The organism is Pseudomonas sp. URMO17WK12:I9, from assembly GCF_900230165.1.
In the GTDB taxonomy this organism is placed as follows: domain Bacteria; phylum Pseudomonadota; class Gammaproteobacteria; order Pseudomonadales; family Pseudomonadaceae; genus Aquipseudomonas; species Aquipseudomonas fulva.
Genome location: NZ_OCMQ01000001.1, coordinates 603,975 through 620,451, shown reverse-complemented (window position 1 = coordinate 620,451; position 16,477 = coordinate 603,975). Strand labels below are relative to the sequence as shown.

Sequence of the window (16,477 nt, the reverse complement as noted above, 5' to 3'; positions counted from 1 at the left end):
CGCATGCCCTTGATGAACCCGGGGTTTGCCACCGCGCATCGTCATTGCCCATCCAGAAAGCGCGCCACCTTGTCGGCCGCTGCCTGCAAGTGCTGTTCATGACTGAACCCGGAAGCCCTCAGGGGCTTTAGGTCATGATCGCCCGTCGCCAGCCACTGCACCTCGATTGCAGGTGACAAGGCGTACCGCTCAACCGCCTCCCGATTGCCCAAGGCATCGCGCTCACCCTGAACGATCAGGGTCGGGGTCTGCAACCCGGCCAGGTGTTCGACCCGTGGCTTTTCCGGCTTGCCTGCTGCATAGAACGGATAGCCCAGGCACACTAGCGCATCGGCCCCCAACTCGTCCGCTACCAGGCTGGCCATGCGCCCGCCCATCGACTTGCCCCCAATCGCCAATTTACCCGCGACCAAAGGTCGCACGTGTTGGTACACCTCGCGCCAGCATTGCAGCAAGGCCGGCTGCGGATTGGGTGGCCTTCTGCTGCCGCCTTGCCGACGCTGGGCCATGTACGGGAACTCAAAGCGCACCACGGCTACCCCACGTGCTGCAAGCCTTTGCGCCATCTGCTCCATGAACTCGCTGTCCATCGGCGCCCCGGCGCCATGGGCAAGGATCAGGCAGGTCCGATACGGCTCACCGTACACCCAGTGTTCAGGTGTGCAGCGCAAGCCTGGGACATTTCCGACCTTGGCCCATTGATCCCCGTCAATGCAGGCATTTTGCCCATTACTCATGCTTGCCTCGCTCTATAGCCTGCCAATAACCGTGGATGGGAACCCATACATGAACACAACCAGCAGTACCGCCTATAACTACAAGGTGGTCCGCCAATTCGCCATCATGACGGTGGTGTGGGGAATCGTCGGGATGGGGCTCGGCGTCTTCATCGCCGCCCAGCTTGCCTGGCCTTTCCTGAACCTCGATCTCCCTTGGACCAGCTTCGGCCGCCTGCGCCCACTGCATACCAATGCGGTGATTTTCGCATTTGGCGGCTGTGCGCTGTTCGCCACCTCCTATTATTCGGTGCAACGCACCTGCCAGACCACCCTGTTCGCGCCACGCCTGGCCGCGTTCACCTTCTGGGGCTGGCAACTGGTGATTCTGCTGGCTGCCATCAGCCTGCCGCTGGGTTACACCAGCTCCAAGGAATACGCCGAACTGGAATGGCCGATCGACATCCTGATCACCATCGTGTGGGTGGCGTATGCCGTGGTGTTCTTCGGCACTCTGATCAAACGCAATACCAAGCACATCTATGTGGGCAACTGGTTCTTCGGCGGTTTCATCCTGACCGTGGCGATGCTGCACATCGTCAACAACCTGGAACTGCCTGTCAGCCTGACCAAGTCCTACTCGGTCTACGCCGGGGCCACCGATGCCATGGTGCAGTGGTGGTATGGCCATAACGCCGTGGGCTTCTTCCTGACCGCAGGCTTCCTGGGCATGATGTACTACTACGTGCCCAAACAAGCCGAACGCCCGGTGTATTCCTATCGCTTGTCGATCGTGCACTTCTGGGCACTGATCACTTTGTACATCTGGGCAGGCCCTCACCACCTGCACTACACCGCCCTGCCCGACTGGGCCCAATCGCTGGGCATGGTGATGTCGCTGGTGCTGCTGGCACCGAGCTGGGGCGGCATGATCAACGGCATGATGACCCTGTCCGGCGCCTGGCACAAACTGCGCAGCGATCCCATCCTGCGCTTCTTGGTGGTCTCCCTGGCGTTCTACGGGATGTCCACCTTCGAAGGCCCGATGATGGCCATCAAGACCGTCAACGCCTTGTCCCACTATACCGACTGGACCATTGGCCACGTGCATGCCGGCGCCCTGGGCTGGGTAGCGATGATCTCCATCGGCGCCCTGTACCACACCATCCCCAAGGTCTTCGGCAAGGAGCGCATGTACAGCATCGGGCTGATCAACGCGCATTTCTGGCTGGCCACCATCGGCACCGTGCTCTACATCGCCTCAATGTGGGTCAACGGTATCGCCCAGGGCCTGATGTGGCGCGCAGTCAACAGCGACGGCACGCTCACCTACTCGTTCGTCGAAACCCTGGTGGCCAGCCACCCAGGCTTCGTCGTGCGCTTCGTCGGTGGCGCGATCTTCCTCAGCGGCATGTTCCTGATGGCTTGGAACACCTGGCGCACCGTACGTTCGCCAGCGCTGGATACCGTCCCTGCGAACGCCCAGCTGGCTTGAGGAGACCTGCCTGATGAAACATGAAGTCATCGAGAAAAACGTCGGCCTGCTGGCCTTGCTGATGGTCTTCGCCGTCAGCATCGGCGGCCTTACCCAGATCGTCCCGTTGTTCTTCCAGGACGTGACCAATACGCCGGTCGAGGGCATGAAGCCCTACACCGCGCTGCAACTCGAAGGCCGTGACATCTACATCCGCGAAGGCTGCGTAGGCTGCCACTCGCAGATGATCCGCCCGTTCCGCGCCGAAACCGAGCGCTACGGTCATTATTCGGTTGCCGGCGAAAGCGTGTGGGACCACCCGTTCCTGTGGGGCTCCAAGCGCACCGGGCCAGACCTGGCCCGAGTCGGCGGGCGCTACTCGGACGACTGGCACCGCGCGCACCTGTATAACCCGCGCAACGTGGTGCCGGAGTCGAAGATGCCGTCGTATCCGTGGCTGGTGGCCGACCAGGTCGACAACAGCCACACCGACACCAAGATGCGCGTGCTGCGCACCCTGGGCGTGCCTTACACCGACGAAGACATTGCCGGCGCGCGCGAGGCGGTGAAGAACAAAACCGAAATGGACGCCCTGGTCGCCTACCTGCAGGTGCTGGGCACCTCGATCAAGAACAAGAGGTGAATGCGATGGAAATGGACATCGGCATGATCCGCGGCCTGGGCACCCTGGTGGTGTTGATCGCCTTCATCGGCCTGAGCCTGTGGGTATTCAACCGGCGCCGCGACCAGGACTTCGCCGAAGCGCGCCTGCTGCCCTTCGTCGACGACCGCCTGCCTCCTGTCGAGCAGGCACCTGAAACCCGTGCAGCTGCGAGGAGCAAAGCACAATGACCGCCTTCTGGAGTACCTACATCAGCGTACTGACCATCGGCAGCCTGATCGGCCTGACCTGGCTGTTGCTCGGCACCCGCAAAGGGCAGAGCAACAGCACGACCGACCAGACCATGGGGCACAGCTTCGATGGCATCGAGGAATACGACAACCCGCTGCCCAAGTGGTGGTTCTGGTTGTTCGTCGGCACCTTGGTCTTCAGCGCTGGCTACCTTGTGCTGTATCCGGGCCTCGGTAACTGGAAAGGCATCCTGCCCGGTTATGAAGATGGCTGGACCGGTGTCAATGAATGGCAGAAGGAGATGGACAAGGCCGATGCCAAGTTCGGCCCGATCTTCGCCAAGTACGCCGCCATGCCGGTGGAAGAAGTAGCCAAGGATCCGCAAGCACTGAAGATGGGCAGCCGCCTGTTTGCCTCCAACTGCTCGGTTTGCCATGGTTCCGATGCCAAGGGCGCCTATGGCTTTCCCAACCTGACCGACCACGACTGGCGCTGGGGCGGTGAGCCTGAAACGATCAAGGCGTCGATCATGAACGGCCGTCACGGCGTGATGCCGGCCTGGGCCGAGGTGATCGGTGAACAGGGCGTATCGGATGTGGCGGCGTTCGTGCTGACCAACCTCGATGGGCGCAAGCTGCCCGAAGGCGTCAAGGCCGACCCGGTCAAGGGCAAAGCGCTGTTCGCGAGCAACTGCGTGGCCTGCCACGGGCCTGAGGGCAAGGGCACCCCTGCCATGGGTGCGCCGGACCTGACCCATCCGCAGGCGTTCATCTATGGATCGAGCTTCGCCCAGTTGCAACAGACCATTCGTTATGGTCGCCAGGGCCAGATGCCCGCGCAGGCCGAGATCCAGGGCAATGACAAAGTGCACTTGCTGGCGGCCTACGTCTACAGCCTCTCCCAGGGCGACGCAGCCCAAGGCGTGACGGTCAAGTAACCCGCTCTTCGTCTTCTTCCCCGCCCCACAGCGCCGCTCTAGCGGCGCTTTTCATTTGTGAGCGTCCAGCACCCCAGCCGCTTGCGCATCCCACGCCTCCTCAATGCACGTTCTCGCGATGCCTTGAGGCCCACTTTCTGACCGTCCGAAAAAGCCTGACCGTTCGATCAGAAAAAACCGAGAAACGGTACACATTACAAATATTTATTTGTGTACAATCCATGGCATCCCCCGTTCACTGCGTGCCACTGTCGAACAGGGCTGGACACGGGTCGGCGTACCAAAGTTGCGTTGCGGTAACCCAGGGGGTTTCCGATACTGATGCCGATTTCGACCAACAAGAACATAAAACCGTGGAACCTGAGAATGAGCACTGCAATCAGTTCGACTGCTTATAACTACAAGGTCGTCCGCCAGTTCGCCATCATGACGGTGGTCTGGGGGATCATCGGCATGGGCCTGGGCGTCTTCATCGCCTCGCAGCTCGTGTGGCCTGAGCTCAACCTGGACCTGCCCTGGACCAGCTTCGGCCGCCTGCGCCCACTGCACACCAACCTGGTGATCTTCGCCTTTGGCGGCTGTGCACTGTTCGGCACCAGCTACTACGTGGTGCAGCGCACCTGCCAGGCCAGGCTGATCTCCGATCGCCTGGCGGCCTTCACCTTCTGGGGTTGGCAGGCCGTGATCGTCGGCGCCCTGGTCACGTTGCCCATGGGCTACACCACCACCAAGGAATACGCCGAACTGGAATGGCCGTTGGCAATTCTGCTGACCATTGTCTGGGTCGCCTACGGCGCGGTGTTCTTCGGCACCATCGTCAAGCGCAAGACCAAGCACATCTATGTCGGCAACTGGTTCTATGGGGCTTTCATCGTGGTCACTGCGATGCTGCACATCGTCAACCACATTTCGTTGCCGGTCAGCCTGTTCAAGTCGTACTCGGCCTATTCGGGCGCGACCGATGCCATGATCCAGTGGTGGTACGGCCACAACGCCGTCGGTTTCTTCCTGACCACGGGCTTCCTGGGCATGATGTACTACTTCGTGCCCAAGCAGGCCGAGCGGCCGATCTATTCGTACCGCCTGTCCATCGTGCATTTCTGGGCGCTGATCACCCTGTACATCTGGGCCGGCCCGCACCACCTGCACTACACCGCCCTCCCCGACTGGGCGCAGTCGCTGGGCATGGTGATGTCGATCATCCTGCTGGCCCCAAGCTGGGGTGGCATGATCAACGGCATGATGACCCTCTCCGGTGCCTGGCACAAACTGCGCACCGACCCGATCTTGCGCTTTCTGGTGGTGTCGCTGGCCTTCTACGGCATGTCCACCTTCGAAGGGCCGATGATGGCCATCAAGACGGTGAACTCGCTGTCGCACTACACCGACTGGACCATCGGCCATGTGCATGCCGGGGCCCTGGGCTGGGTCGCGATGATCTCCATCGGCGCCGTGTACCACATGATCCCGCGCCTGTACGGGCGTGAGCAGATGCACAGCATCGGCCTGATCAATGCCCACTTCTGGCTGGCGACCATCGGCACCGTGTTGTACATCGCCTCGATGTGGGTCAACGGCATCACCCAAGGCCTGATGTGGCGCGCCGTCAACGACGACGGCACCCTTACCTACTCGTTCGTCGAAGCCCTGCAGGCCAGCCATCCGGGCTACATCGTTCGCGCGCTGGGCGGCGCGTTCTTCGCCAGCGGCATGTTGCTGATGGCCTATAACGTGTTGCGCACCGTGCGCGCGGCCAACCCGGTGGAGGCTGAAGAAGCCGCCAAGATCGCTGTCGTGGGAGCGCACTGATGAAGCACGAAGCCGTAGAGAAGAACATCGGCCTGCTGGCCTTCTTCATGGTGATCGCCGTCAGCATCGGCGGGCTCACCCAGATCGTCCCGTTGTTCTTCCAGGACGTGACCAATCAGCCGGTCGAAGGCATGAAACCGCGCACCGCACTGGAGTTGGAAGGCCGGGACATCTACATCCGCGAAGGGTGCGTGGGTTGTCATTCGCAGATGATCCGCCCATTCCGGGCAGAGACCGAGCGCTACGGCCATTACTCGGTCGCCGGCGAAAGCGTCTGGGACCACCCGTTCCTGTGGGGTTCGAAGCGCACCGGCCCGGACCTGGCCCGGGTCGGTGGGCGCTATTCCGATGACTGGCACCGCGCCCACCTGTACAACCCGCGCAACGTGGTGCCGGAATCGAAGATGCCGGCCTACCCATGGCTGGTGGAAAACACCCTCGATGGCAAGGACACCGCCCGCAAGCTCCAGGTGCTGCGCACCCTCGGGGTGCCCTACACCGATGCCGACATCGCCGGCGCTCGGGATGCGGTCAAGGGCAAGACCGAAATGGACGCCCTGGTGGCGTACCTGCAAGGCCTTGGCACCCTCATCAAGAGCAAACGGTGACGGCGATGGATATCGGAATGATTCGCGGCCTGGGCACCGTGGTGGTGCTGGTGGCCTTCATCGGCCTGGCGCTGTGGGTGTTCAGCCCGCGGCGCAAGAAAGACTTCGACGAAGCGACCCAACTCCCCTTTGCCGATGACCCCCAGGCCCGCCAACACGTCGAGCACGCACAAGAAAAGGCATCCGGGAGCAAAAAACAATGACAACGTTCTGGAGTGTGTACGTCACCGTTCTGACCCTGGGCACCATCCTCGCCCTGACCTGGCTGCTGCTGTCTACCCGCAAGGGTCAACGCGAGGAGACCACCAGCGAAACCGTCGGCCATGCGTTCGACGGTATCGAGGAGTACGACAACCCGCTGCCCAAGTGGTGGTTCTGGCTGTTCGTCGGCACCATTGTCTTCGCCCTGGGCTACCTGGCCCTGTACCCGGGCCTGGGCAACTGGAAAGGCATCCTGCCCGGCTACGCTTACCTGGATAACGACAAGCAGGCCGAGTTCTCGGACGGCCAGGCCGGCTGGAGCGGTGTACACGAATGGGAGAAGGAAATGGCCAAGGCCGACGCCCGGTTCGGGCCGATCTTCGCCAAGTTCGCGGCCATGCCCATCGAAGAGGTGGCCAAGGACCCACAAGCGCTGAAGATGGGCGGTCGCCTGTTCGCCTCCAACTGCTCGGTATGTCACGGTTCCGATGCCAAGGGTGCCTACGGTTTCCCCAACCTGACCGACAACGACTGGCGCTGGGGCGGCGAGCCGGAAACCATAAAAGCCTCGATCATGAACGGGCGCCACGGGGTCATGCCGGCGTGGGCAGAGGTGCTGGGCGAACAGGGCGTGGCCGATGTGGCCGCCTTCGTGCTCACCAACCTGGACGGTCGCCGTCTGCCGGAGGGCATCAATGCCGATCCGGCCAAGGGCAAGGTGATCTTCGCCAGCAGCTGCGTGGCCTGCCACGGGCCGGAGGGTAAGGGCACCCCGGCCATGGGCGCTCCGAATCTCACGCACCCCCAGGCGTTCATCTATGGGTCGAGCTTTGCACAGTTGCAGCAGACCATCCGCTACGGCCGCCAGGGGCAGATGCCGGCCCAGGCACAGTTGCAGGGCAACGACCGGGTGCATTTGCTGGCTGCTTATGTGTACAGCCTTTCGCACTCGCCGGAGGCAGGCGAGAAAGCCGAGTGAGGAAGTTTGGGGGTGGGCTGCTGGCAGCCAGGCCAGACGTAAGCCCAGCAACCGGGTGCGTAACCCGGTTGCGCTGACCCGCTGCGCAACCGGGTTGTTCCAACAGGCGGGCAACAAATGCGTCACCGGCTGACCTGGATCAATTGACACTTCCCATATCACGTTTCACAAGATCAACCCAATGCGGCCAAAGGTCGCACCTCGGTCTGAACGTCTGCCAGGGGCGTATCATGGCCGCGCAGCGCTAGGCTCTGTGTGAAGAGTCTTGAGACGAAGGTCAGGCAAGGCGAAAACAGCCGAGGAAGCGGAGTTTACATGTTGTAAATGAGCATTCCGACCGGGCTGGCGATCCAGGCTGTTTTCAACGCAGCATCACCGAGTATCAAGGCTTTTCACACAGGGCCTAGCAGATTGCGCGAGACTGCGGCCGGCATGCACTGGCCGCGGCATTTCTCCACTGCCGTGGGACATGATGATGAGCAAGCATATACCGGTACATGATGTAACCCCGCCTGCCAAGACAGGAAAGGATTCCGTCGACCTCTACGCCTCGCGCGAAAAAATCTACACACGTGCCTTCACCGGCCTGTTCAGGCGCTTGCGCATGGTAGGTGGTGCGGTCTTGTTCTTGCTGTACTTCGGTACCGTCTGGCTGAACTGGGGCGGGCACCAGGCCGTGTGGTGGAACCTGCCAGAGCGCAAGTTCTACATCTTCGGCGCGACCATCTGGCCCCAGGACTTCATCCTGCTGTCGGGCATTCTGATCGTGGCGGCCTTCGGCCTGTTCTTCATCACCGTGTTCGCAGGCCGGGTCTGGTGCGGCTATACCTGCCCGCAAAGCGTGTGGACGTGGATCTACATGTGGTGCGAGAAGGTCACCGAAGGTGATCGCAATCAGCGAATGAAGTTGGACAAGGCGCCCATGAGCGCCAACAAGTTCGCCCGCAAGTTCGCCAAGCACAGCCTGTGGCTGCTGATCGGCTTCGTCACCGGCATGACCTTCGTCGGCTATTTCGCCCCCATCCGCGAGCTGGTGGTCGAGTTCTTCACGGGCCAGGCAGACGGCTGGGCCTACTTCTGGGTCGGTTTCTTCACCCTGGCCACCTATGGCAACGCCGGCTGGTTGCGCGAGCAGGTGTGCGTGTACATGTGCCCCTACGCGCGCTTCCAGAGCGTGATGTTCGACAAGGACACACTGATCGTGTCCTACGACCCGCGCCGTGGCGAGACCCGTGGGCCGCGTAAAAAAGACGTGGACTACAAGGCCAAGGGCCTGGGCGATTGCGTCGACTGCACCCTGTGCGTGCAGGTGTGCCCCACGGGCATCGACATCCGCGATGGTCTGCAGATCGAGTGCATCGGCTGCGCCGCGTGCATCGACGCCTGCGACAGCATCATGGACAAGATGCACTACCCCAGAGGGCTGATCAGCTATACCACCGAGCACAACCTGTCCGGGCAGAAGACCCACCTGCTGCGCCCTCGCCTGATCGGCTACGCCGTGGTGCTGCTGGTCATGATCATCGCCCTGGCCAGCGCCTTTGCCACCCGCTCGCTGGTAGGCCTGGACGTGAGCAAGGACCGCGTCCTGTACCGGGAGAATGCGCAGGGGCGCATCGAAAACGTGTATAGCCTCAAGGTCATGAACAAGGACCAGCGCGACCACGTCTACGTGCTCGATGCCACCGGCCTGCCCGACCTGATGCTCGATGGCCAACGGGAAATCCGCGTGGCCGCCGGCGACATCGTCAGCCTGCCCGTGCAACTGTCGGTGGCCCCGGAAAAACTTCCCTCGACCACCAACGAAATCACCTTCATCCTCAAGAGCGCCGATGACAGCGACGCCCAGGTTGAAGCCAAGAGCCGTTTCATCGGCCCGCAGATTCGCTAAGAAGGATGAACACCATGCCTGCCACCGCCGCCAGCCCCTGGTACAAGCACCTCTGGCCCTGGATCATCATCGGCATCCTGACCACCTCGGTGTGCCTGAGCCTGACCATGGTCAGCATCGCCGTGCGCAACCCGGACAATCTGGTGAACGACAACTACTACGAGGCCGGCAAGGGCATCAACCGCTCCCTGGACAGGGAGCTGCTGGCTCAGCAACTGGCGCTCAAGGCCAGCGTCCACCTGGACGACCTGACCGGTGAGGTAGATGTGCGCCTGACCGGTAGCAGTGACCCGCAGACGCTGGAGCTGAACCTTATCTCCCCTACCCAGCCGGCCATGGACCGCCGGGTGCTGCTGAGCCGTGTCGAGCAGGGGCGCTATGTCGGCCAGCTGGAAGACAAGGTCAATGGCCGGCGCTTCGTCGAGCTGCTGGGCAGCGAAGGCGATCAGGTGTGGCGCCTGTTCGAAGAAGAGAAGGTCGAGCATGGCGTGACCCTGGAGTTGGGTGACGAGGCGCTACAAGGCGCTCAACACCTTTGATCGCGCTCGCGATCGACTTGTGCAAGGCAATGATGCGATGACCCAACCCATCCTCTGCTACCACTGCGCACTGCCCGTTCCCGCCAGTCGCGGGTTCACCGCCGTGGTCCTGGGGCAGCCCCGAGCCTTCTGCTGCCCAGGCTGCCAGGCTGTGGCCGAGTCGATCGTGGCCGGGGGCCTCGAGCACTACTACCAGCACCGCAGCGACAACAGCGCCAACCCGCAAGCCCTGCCCCGGCAGTTGCAAGACGAGTTGGCGCTGTACGACCGCAGCGATGTGCAGCAGCGATTCGTGCGGCACGAGGGCGAACTGGCCGAAACCACGCTGCTGGTCGAGGGCGTCAGTTGCGCCGCCTGCGGCTGGCTGATCGACAAGCACCTGCGCAACCTGCCGGGGGTGGCCGAGGCGCGCTTGAACCTGTCCAATCATCGGCTGCTGCTGAGCTGGGATGATCGGCAATTGCCGCTGTCGCAGGTGCTGGCGGCGCTGCGCCGGATTGGCTACGCCGCCCACCCCTATCAGCCGGACCAGGCGGCCGAGCAGTTGAACCGGGAAAACCGCAGTGCGTTGCGCAGGCTGGGGGTCGCAGGATTGCTGTGGTTCCAGGCGATGATGGCAACCATGGCCACCTGGCCGGAATTCAACATGGACCTGTCCGCCGAGCTGCACACTATCCTGCGCTGGGTGGCCCTGTTCCTCACCATTCCCATCGTCTTCTACAGCTGCGCGCCCTTTTTCAAGGGCGCAGCGCGTGACCTGCGCACCCGCCACCTGACCATGGACCTGTCCGTCTCGCTGGCCATCGCCCTGGCGTTCGGTGCCGGGATCTGGACGGCTGTCACCGGTAGCGGCGAGCTGTATTTCGACACTGTCGGCATGTTCGCCCTGTTCCTCCTGACCGGGCGCTACCTGGAACGGCGCGCCCGCGAACGCACGGCCGCCGCGACTGCGCAACTGGTCAACCTGTTGCCGGCATCCTGTCTGCGTGTCGATGCCCAGGGCCGCAGCGAGCGCATCCTGCTCAGTGAACTGCGTTGCGGGGACAGCGTGCAGGTGCTGCCGGGGTCGGTGATCCCGGCTGACGGTCGCATCGTGCAAGGGCGCTCGAGTGTCGATGAGTCGCTGCTGACCGGCGAATACCTGCCCCAACCTCGCCAGGAGGGTGATCGGGTCACAGGTGGCACGCTGAACGTGGAAAGCGCCCTGCAGGTGCAGGTGCAAGCCCTGGGCCAGGATTCGCGGTTGTCTGCCATCGTCCGCTTGCTCGAACGTGCCCAGACCGAAAAGCCACGCCTGGCCCAGATTGCCGACCGCGCCTCCCAGGTGTTCCTGTTGTGCTCACTGCTCGCGGCCGCCGCGATTGGCGTGTGGTGGTGGCAGATGGAGCCGCAACGGGCGTTCTGGATTGTGCTCGCCATGCTGGTTGCGACTTGCCCCTGCGCGCTGTCGCTGGCCACCCCGACCGCGTTGACGGCCGCGACAGGCACGTTGCACAAGCTGGGCCTGCTGGTTACACGCGGTCATGTGCTGGAGGGCCTGAATCAGATCGACACGGTGATTTTCGACAAGACCGGCACGCTGACCGAAGGGCGCCTGACCTTGCGCAGCATCAGGCCGCTGGGCCATGCGACGGCCGACACTTGCCTGGCCTGGGCCGCGGCCCTGGAAAACCGCTCCGAGCATCCCATCGCACGGGCCTTCGGCCAAGTGGCCACGCCGGCCGATGGTGTGCTGGCCGTGCCCGGGCTGGGCCTTGAGGGTGAGGTTGAAGGCCAACGCCTGCGCATCGGCCAGGCAAGCTTCGTCTGCGCCTTGAGCGGCACCCCGCCGCCGGCGATACCCGAGCCACGGGGACAGTGGCTGCTGCTGGGCGACCGCCGCGGGCCGCTGGCCTGGTTCGGGCTGGACGATCGCCTGCGTGAAGACGCCCCTGCCCTGCTCGCGGCCTGCAAGGCGTTTGGCTGGCGTACGCTGCTGTTGTCCGGAGACAGCTCGCCGATGGTCGGCGAGGTGGCCGCGCAACTGGGCATCGACGAGGCCGCCGGCGGCCTTAGGCCCGATGACAAGCTAGCGCGGCTCAAGGCCCTGCAAGAGGCCGGGCACAAGGTGCTGATGCTGGGGGACGGGGTCAATGACGTGCCGGTGCTGGCGGCGGCAGACATCAGCATCGCCATGGGCAGTGCCACTGACCTGGCCAAGACCTGCGCCGACGCGGTGCTGCTTTCCAACCGGCTTCAGGCGCTGGTGCAGACGGCCTCGCTGGCGCGGCGCACGCGGCGCATCATCATCGAGAACCTGCTGTGGGCCAGCCTGTACAATGGCCTCATGTTACCGTTCGCGGCCCTTGGCTGGATCACCCCGGTGTGGGCAGCGGTCGGCATGTCGGTCAGTTCACTGGTGGTAGTGCTCAACGCCCTGCGCCTGACCCGAATGCCTGCTGCGGCGCCTGCCCTGGCCGCGTCAGCACCTACCCCTGCGAGGAACCTGCCATGCCCGCCCTCTATGTGATGATTCCCGCAGCGCTGCTGCTGGTCGGCGTGGCCGTCTACATCTTCTTCTGGGCGGTGGACAGCGGCCAGTACGACGACCTGGAAAGCCCCGCTCACAGCATTCTCTTCGACGATCAGGATCCCCGTCACCAAGCCGCCGTCACGCCCGAACAAACGCCTGATAACCCTTCCGAGCCCCCGGATCGTGGCTGACTTGCTACCCCTACTGGGCTCCGCGCTGGTGCTCGGCCTGCTCGGAGGCGGTCACTGCATGGGCATGTGCGGCGGCCTGATGGGCGCCCTGACTCTGGCCATACCCCCGGCGCAGCGCGGCCGTCGATTGCGGCTGCTGGTGGCTTACAACGTCGGGCGTGTGCTCAGCTACACGGCCGCGGGCCTGATGCTCGGCATGGCGGGCTGGGCGGTGGCCAACAGCCCTGCCGTGCTTGTTTTGCGCATCATGGCCGCCTTGCTGCTGATCGCCATGGGCCTGTACCTGGCCGGTTGGTGGAGCGGACTGACCCGCATCGAAGCCATGGGTCGCGGGCTGTGGCGGCACATCCAGCCGGTGGCGTCACGCCTGCTTCCGGTCTCGAGCCTGCCTCGGGCACTGCTGCTGGGCGCCTTGTGGGGCTGGCTGCCGTGCGGATTGGTGTACAGCACCTTGCTGTGGGCCGCCAGCCAAGGCAATGCATTGCACAGTGCAGCCCTGATGGCGGCATTCGGGCTCGGGACCTGGCCCGTGCTGCTGGCCACCGGGTTGGCGGCCGAGCGGGTAAACAGGTTGTTGAGACAACGCAGCGTGCGGGTGGCCGGCGGCATGCTCGTGGTGCTGTTCGGCGTATGGACACTGCCCGGCCCTCATCAACACTGGCTGATGGGCCACTGAGGCGAGCCAGGCGGCGCAGCGTATGGCTTATGGCCAGTAACCGGCCGTACCCACCGCGCATCGCTTGAGCTAGACCTAGCGCCCTCAGGCCGTTTAGCGCTTGATACAAATCAACACAGATTCCTACAGACATCCCTAGACTCCGGAACATTGCTGCTCTTTCCGGGGACCACCCTCATGCTCGACGACCTACGTTGGGACACCGACCTGATCCGCCGCTACGATCTGGCCGGGCCACGCTACACCTCCTACCCAACCGCCGTGCAACTGCACAGCGAAGTGGGCTCGTTCGACCTGCTGCACGCCCTGCGCGAAAGCCGGCGGGCCGTGCGCCCGCTGTCGCTGTACGTGCATGTGCCGTTCTGCGCCAACATCTGCTACTACTGCGCATGCAACAAGGTCATCACCAAGGACCGGGCACGCGCTGCCCCCTACCTGCAACGCCTGGAACAGGAAATCCAGCTGGTGGCCTGCCACATGGACAGCAGGCAACGTGTGGAGCAGCTGCACTTCGGCGGCGGCACCCCGACCTTCCTGAGCCATGTAGAGCTGCGTCAGCTGATGGCCACGCTGCGCCAGCACTTCAGCCTGCTCGATGACGATTCGGGCGATTACGGCATCGAAATCGACCCGCGCGAGGCGGACTGGTCGACCATGGGCCTGCTGCGTGAGCTGGGCTTCAACCGCGTCAGCCTCGGCGTGCAGGACCTGGACCCGGCCGTGCAGCGTGCCGTCAACCGTCTGCAGAGCCTGGAGCAGACGCGCACCTTGATCGAGGCGGCTCGCACCCTGCAGTTTCGCTCGGTGAACCTGGACCTGATCTACGGGCTGCCGCGCCAGACGCCCGAAGGGTTCGCACGCACCGTTGAAGAAGTGATCCGCCTGCAGCCCGATCGCCTGTCAGTCTTCAACTACGCCCACCTGCCCGAACGGTTCATGCCGCAACGGCGCATCGAAGCCGGGGAGCTGCCCAGTGCAGCGGCCAAACTGGACATGTTGCACGCCACCATCGAGCAATTGACCGCTGCCGGCTACCGCTACATCGGCATGGACCACTTTGCCTTGCCCGATGACGAACTGGCCATTGCCCAGGAGGAAGGCACGCTCCAGCGTAACTTCCAGGGCTACACCACTCATGGGCACTGCGACCTGATCGGCCTGGGCGTGTCGGCGATCAGCCAAATCGGCGATTTGTACTGCCAGAACAGCAGCGACCTCACCACCTACCAGGACAGCCTGTCCAACGCCCAGCTCGCCACCCAGCGCGGCCTGCTGTGCACCCCCGACGACCGTCTGCGCCGGGCGGTCATCCAACAGCTGATCTGCCATTTCGAGCTGGACTTCGAGTCGATCGAACAGGCATTCGCCATCGATTTTCGTGGCTATTTCAATGACCTGTGGCCGGAGCTCTTGACCTTGCAGCGCGATGGCCTGATTCGCCTGGACGACAAGGGCATTCGGATTCTACCGGCCGGGCGACTGCTGGCCCGTTCGGTGTGCATGGTCTTCGATGCCTACCTGGCCCTGCACAATCGCCAACGGTTCTCCCGTGTGATCTGAGCGAGGCATTTGGCCGCACTCCATGCGTCCTGGCCATGCGGCTGCTGGCACACAGGCCATCGGGTGATGCGCAGCCGGGCGTGGCAAGCCAGCCTACTGGTCGCGGCCACTGGCCTACACCCTATGTCGTGGGTTACCCTTACGACTTATGTGTGCTTTCCCACAAGGATCGAGTCAAATGTCCGAGCCAGTCAAACTGCGCCCACACAGCCAGGCCCATTGCAAGGATTGCAGCCTGGCCCCCCTGTGCCTGCCCCTTTCACTCAACCTGGAAGACATGGACGCACTGGACGAAATCGTCAAGCGAGGTCGCCCTCTCAAGAAAGGCGAGTTCCTGTTCCGCCAGGGGGATAATTTTGGCTCGGTCTATGCCGTACGCTCCGGCGCTCTGAAGACGTTCAGCCTGAGCGACAGCGGTGAAGAGCAGATCACCGGTTTCCACCTGCCCAGCGAACTGGTGGGCCTCTCCGGCATGGACACCGAGGCCTACCCGGTGTCGGCCCAGGCCCAGGAAACCACGTCGGTCTGCGAAATTCCGTTCGAGCGCCTGGATGAACTGTCGGTGCAATTGCCGCAGCTGCGTCGCCAGTTGATGCGCGTGATGAGCCGCGAAATTCGCGACGATCAGCAGATGATGCTGCTGCTCTCGAAGAAAACCGCCGATGAGCGCATCGCGACGTTCCTGGTCAACCTGTCGGCGCGCTTCCGCGCCCGTGGCTATTCGGCCAACCAGTTCCGCCTGAGCATGTCGCGCAACGAGATGGGCAACTACCTGGGGCTGGCGGTGGAAACCGTGTCGCGCGTGTTCACCCGCTTCCAGCAGAATGGCCTGCTGCGCGCCGAAGGCAAGGAGGTGCATATCCTCGACCCGATCCAGCTTTGCGCGCTGGCCGGTGGCGCAATGGAGGCCTGAGGGCGGCTTTAGCAGGTATACTGGGCCGTTCGTTTTCCCAGGATACCTGCAACAATGCACAGCGACGCCTTCGACCTCAAAGCCCTGATCCGCCCGGTAGTGGACTTTCCCAAGCCGGGTGTGATCTTCCGCGACATCACCCCACTGTTCCAGTCGCCGCGCGGGCTGCGCTATGTGGCCGATCAGTTCATCGAGCGTTATGTGGAGGCCGAATTCAGCCACATCGGCGCCATGGACGCGCGTGGTTTTCTGATCGGTTCGATCATCGCCCATCAGCTGAACAAGCCCCTGATCCTGTTCCGCAAGCAAGGCAAGCTGCCCGCTGACGTGCTCAGCGAGGGGTACCAGACCGAGTACGGTGAAGCCTTCCTTGAAGTGCACGCCGACAGCCTGTGCGAGGGCGACTCGGTACTGATCTTCGACGACCTGATCGCCACCGGCGGTACGCTTCTGGCCGCCGCCAACCTGGTGCGCCGTACGGGTGCGCAGGTGTTCGAGGCGGCAGCCATCATCGACCTGCCCGAGCTGGACGGCTCGCGCCGTTTGCAAGCGGCGGGCGTACCGACCTTCTGCCTGACCGAGTTTTCCCTCAGCGAGCGTTGAGGGGTGACGCCTGGG

Annotated in this window: 17 protein-coding genes; 16 read left to right on the top strand and 1 reads right to left on the bottom strand. The window is 63.3% G+C overall.

Annotated elements, in window-relative coordinates; translation table 11 throughout:
• Positions 1-41 precede the first annotated feature (41 nt).
• The gene (locus tag CRP40_RS02875; protein ID WP_027916027.1) at positions 42-737 is read right to left on the bottom strand and encodes an alpha/beta fold hydrolase; all 696 of its coding nucleotides are present in this window, start codon (positions 735-737) and stop codon (positions 42-44) included.
• Between the two features lie 49 nt (positions 738-786).
• Between CRP40_RS02875 and ccoN (CRP40_RS02870) the strand changes: the two genes are divergently transcribed.
• From ccoN (CRP40_RS02870) to CRP40_RS02790, 16 genes are all read left to right on the top strand, one after another.
• A complete protein-coding gene (gene ccoN, locus CRP40_RS02870; protein ID WP_027916026.1) occupies positions 787-2,211 on the top strand; it encodes a cytochrome-c oxidase, cbb3-type subunit I in 1,425 nt (474 codons plus the stop codon).
• A gap of 13 nt (positions 2,212-2,224) precedes the next feature.
• Positions 2,225-2,833: a cytochrome-c oxidase, cbb3-type subunit II gene (gene ccoO, locus CRP40_RS02865; protein WP_023535920.1), complete on the top strand. Its 609-nt coding sequence runs from the start codon at positions 2,225-2,227 to the stop codon at positions 2,831-2,833.
• A gap of 5 nt (positions 2,834-2,838) precedes the next feature.
• Positions 2,839-3,042, top strand: coding sequence for a cbb3-type cytochrome c oxidase subunit 3 (locus CRP40_RS02860; protein ID WP_027916025.1), 204 nt, complete (start codon positions 2,839-2,841; stop codon positions 3,040-3,042).
• Positions 3,039-3,980 carry a cytochrome-c oxidase, cbb3-type subunit III gene (ccoP, locus tag CRP40_RS02855; protein WP_027916024.1) on the top strand — a complete coding sequence of 314 codons (942 nt, stop codon included), beginning with the start codon at positions 3,039-3,041 and terminating at the stop codon, positions 3,978-3,980. Before CRP40_RS02860 ends, ccoP (CRP40_RS02855) begins: the two co-directional genes overlap by 4 nt.
• 366 nt (positions 3,981-4,346) lie before the next feature.
• Positions 4,347-5,789, top strand: a complete 1,443-nt coding sequence (gene ccoN / locus CRP40_RS02845; RefSeq protein ID WP_027916023.1) for a cytochrome-c oxidase, cbb3-type subunit I — start codon at positions 4,347-4,349, stop codon at positions 5,787-5,789.
• A complete protein-coding gene (gene ccoO / locus CRP40_RS02840) occupies positions 5,789-6,397 on the top strand; it encodes a cytochrome-c oxidase, cbb3-type subunit II (RefSeq protein WP_023535925.1) in 609 nt (202 codons plus the stop codon). Before ccoN (CRP40_RS02845) ends, ccoO (CRP40_RS02840) begins: the two co-directional genes overlap by 1 nt.
• Before the next feature lie 5 nt (positions 6,398-6,402).
• On the top strand, positions 6,403-6,600 hold the full coding sequence (locus CRP40_RS02835) for a CcoQ/FixQ family Cbb3-type cytochrome c oxidase assembly chaperone (protein ID WP_023535942.1): 198 nt from the start codon (positions 6,403-6,405) through the stop codon (positions 6,598-6,600).
• Positions 6,597-7,577, top strand: a complete 981-nt coding sequence (gene ccoP / locus CRP40_RS02830) for a cytochrome-c oxidase, cbb3-type subunit III (protein WP_027916022.1) — start codon at positions 6,597-6,599, stop codon at positions 7,575-7,577. The genes CRP40_RS02835 and ccoP (CRP40_RS02830) overlap by 4 nt, the downstream gene beginning before the upstream one ends.
• A 475-nt stretch (positions 7,578-8,052) precedes the next feature.
• On the top strand, positions 8,053-9,468 hold the full coding sequence (ccoG, locus tag CRP40_RS02825; protein WP_027916021.1) for a cytochrome c oxidase accessory protein CcoG: 1,416 nt from the start codon (positions 8,053-8,055) through the stop codon (positions 9,466-9,468).
• A 14-nt stretch (positions 9,469-9,482) separates the two neighbouring features.
• Entirely contained in the window at positions 9,483-10,007 is a 525-nt protein-coding gene (locus tag CRP40_RS02820; protein WP_027916020.1) for a FixH family protein, read from the top strand.
• A 37-nt stretch (positions 10,008-10,044) separates the two neighbouring features.
• The gene (locus tag CRP40_RS02815; protein ID WP_027916019.1) at positions 10,045-12,516 is read left to right on the top strand and encodes a heavy metal translocating P-type ATPase; all 2,472 of its coding nucleotides are present in this window, start codon (positions 10,045-10,047) and stop codon (positions 12,514-12,516) included.
• Positions 12,498-12,710: a cbb3-type cytochrome oxidase assembly protein CcoS gene (gene ccoS / locus CRP40_RS02810; RefSeq protein WP_027916018.1), complete on the top strand. Its 213-nt coding sequence runs from the start codon at positions 12,498-12,500 to the stop codon at positions 12,708-12,710. The genes CRP40_RS02815 and ccoS overlap by 19 nt, the downstream gene beginning before the upstream one ends.
• The gene (locus CRP40_RS02805; protein WP_027916017.1) at positions 12,703-13,386 is read left to right on the top strand and encodes a sulfite exporter TauE/SafE family protein; all 684 of its coding nucleotides are present in this window, start codon (positions 12,703-12,705) and stop codon (positions 13,384-13,386) included. The genes ccoS and CRP40_RS02805 overlap by 8 nt, the downstream gene beginning before the upstream one ends.
• A 177-nt stretch (positions 13,387-13,563) precedes the next feature.
• Entirely contained in the window at positions 13,564-14,946 is a 1,383-nt protein-coding gene (hemN, locus tag CRP40_RS02800; protein WP_027916016.1) for an oxygen-independent coproporphyrinogen III oxidase, read from the top strand.
• Positions 14,947-15,124: 178 nt separating this feature from the next.
• Complete coding sequence (gene fnrA, locus CRP40_RS02795; RefSeq protein ID WP_027916015.1) at positions 15,125-15,859, top strand: Crp/Fnr family transcriptional regulator FnrA; 735 nt, start codon at positions 15,125-15,127, stop codon at positions 15,857-15,859.
• 54 nt (positions 15,860-15,913) lie between these two features.
• Positions 15,914-16,462, top strand: coding sequence for an adenine phosphoribosyltransferase (locus tag CRP40_RS02790; RefSeq protein WP_023535921.1), 549 nt, complete (start codon positions 15,914-15,916; stop codon positions 16,460-16,462).
• The last annotated feature ends 15 nt before the right edge of the window (positions 16,463-16,477 follow it).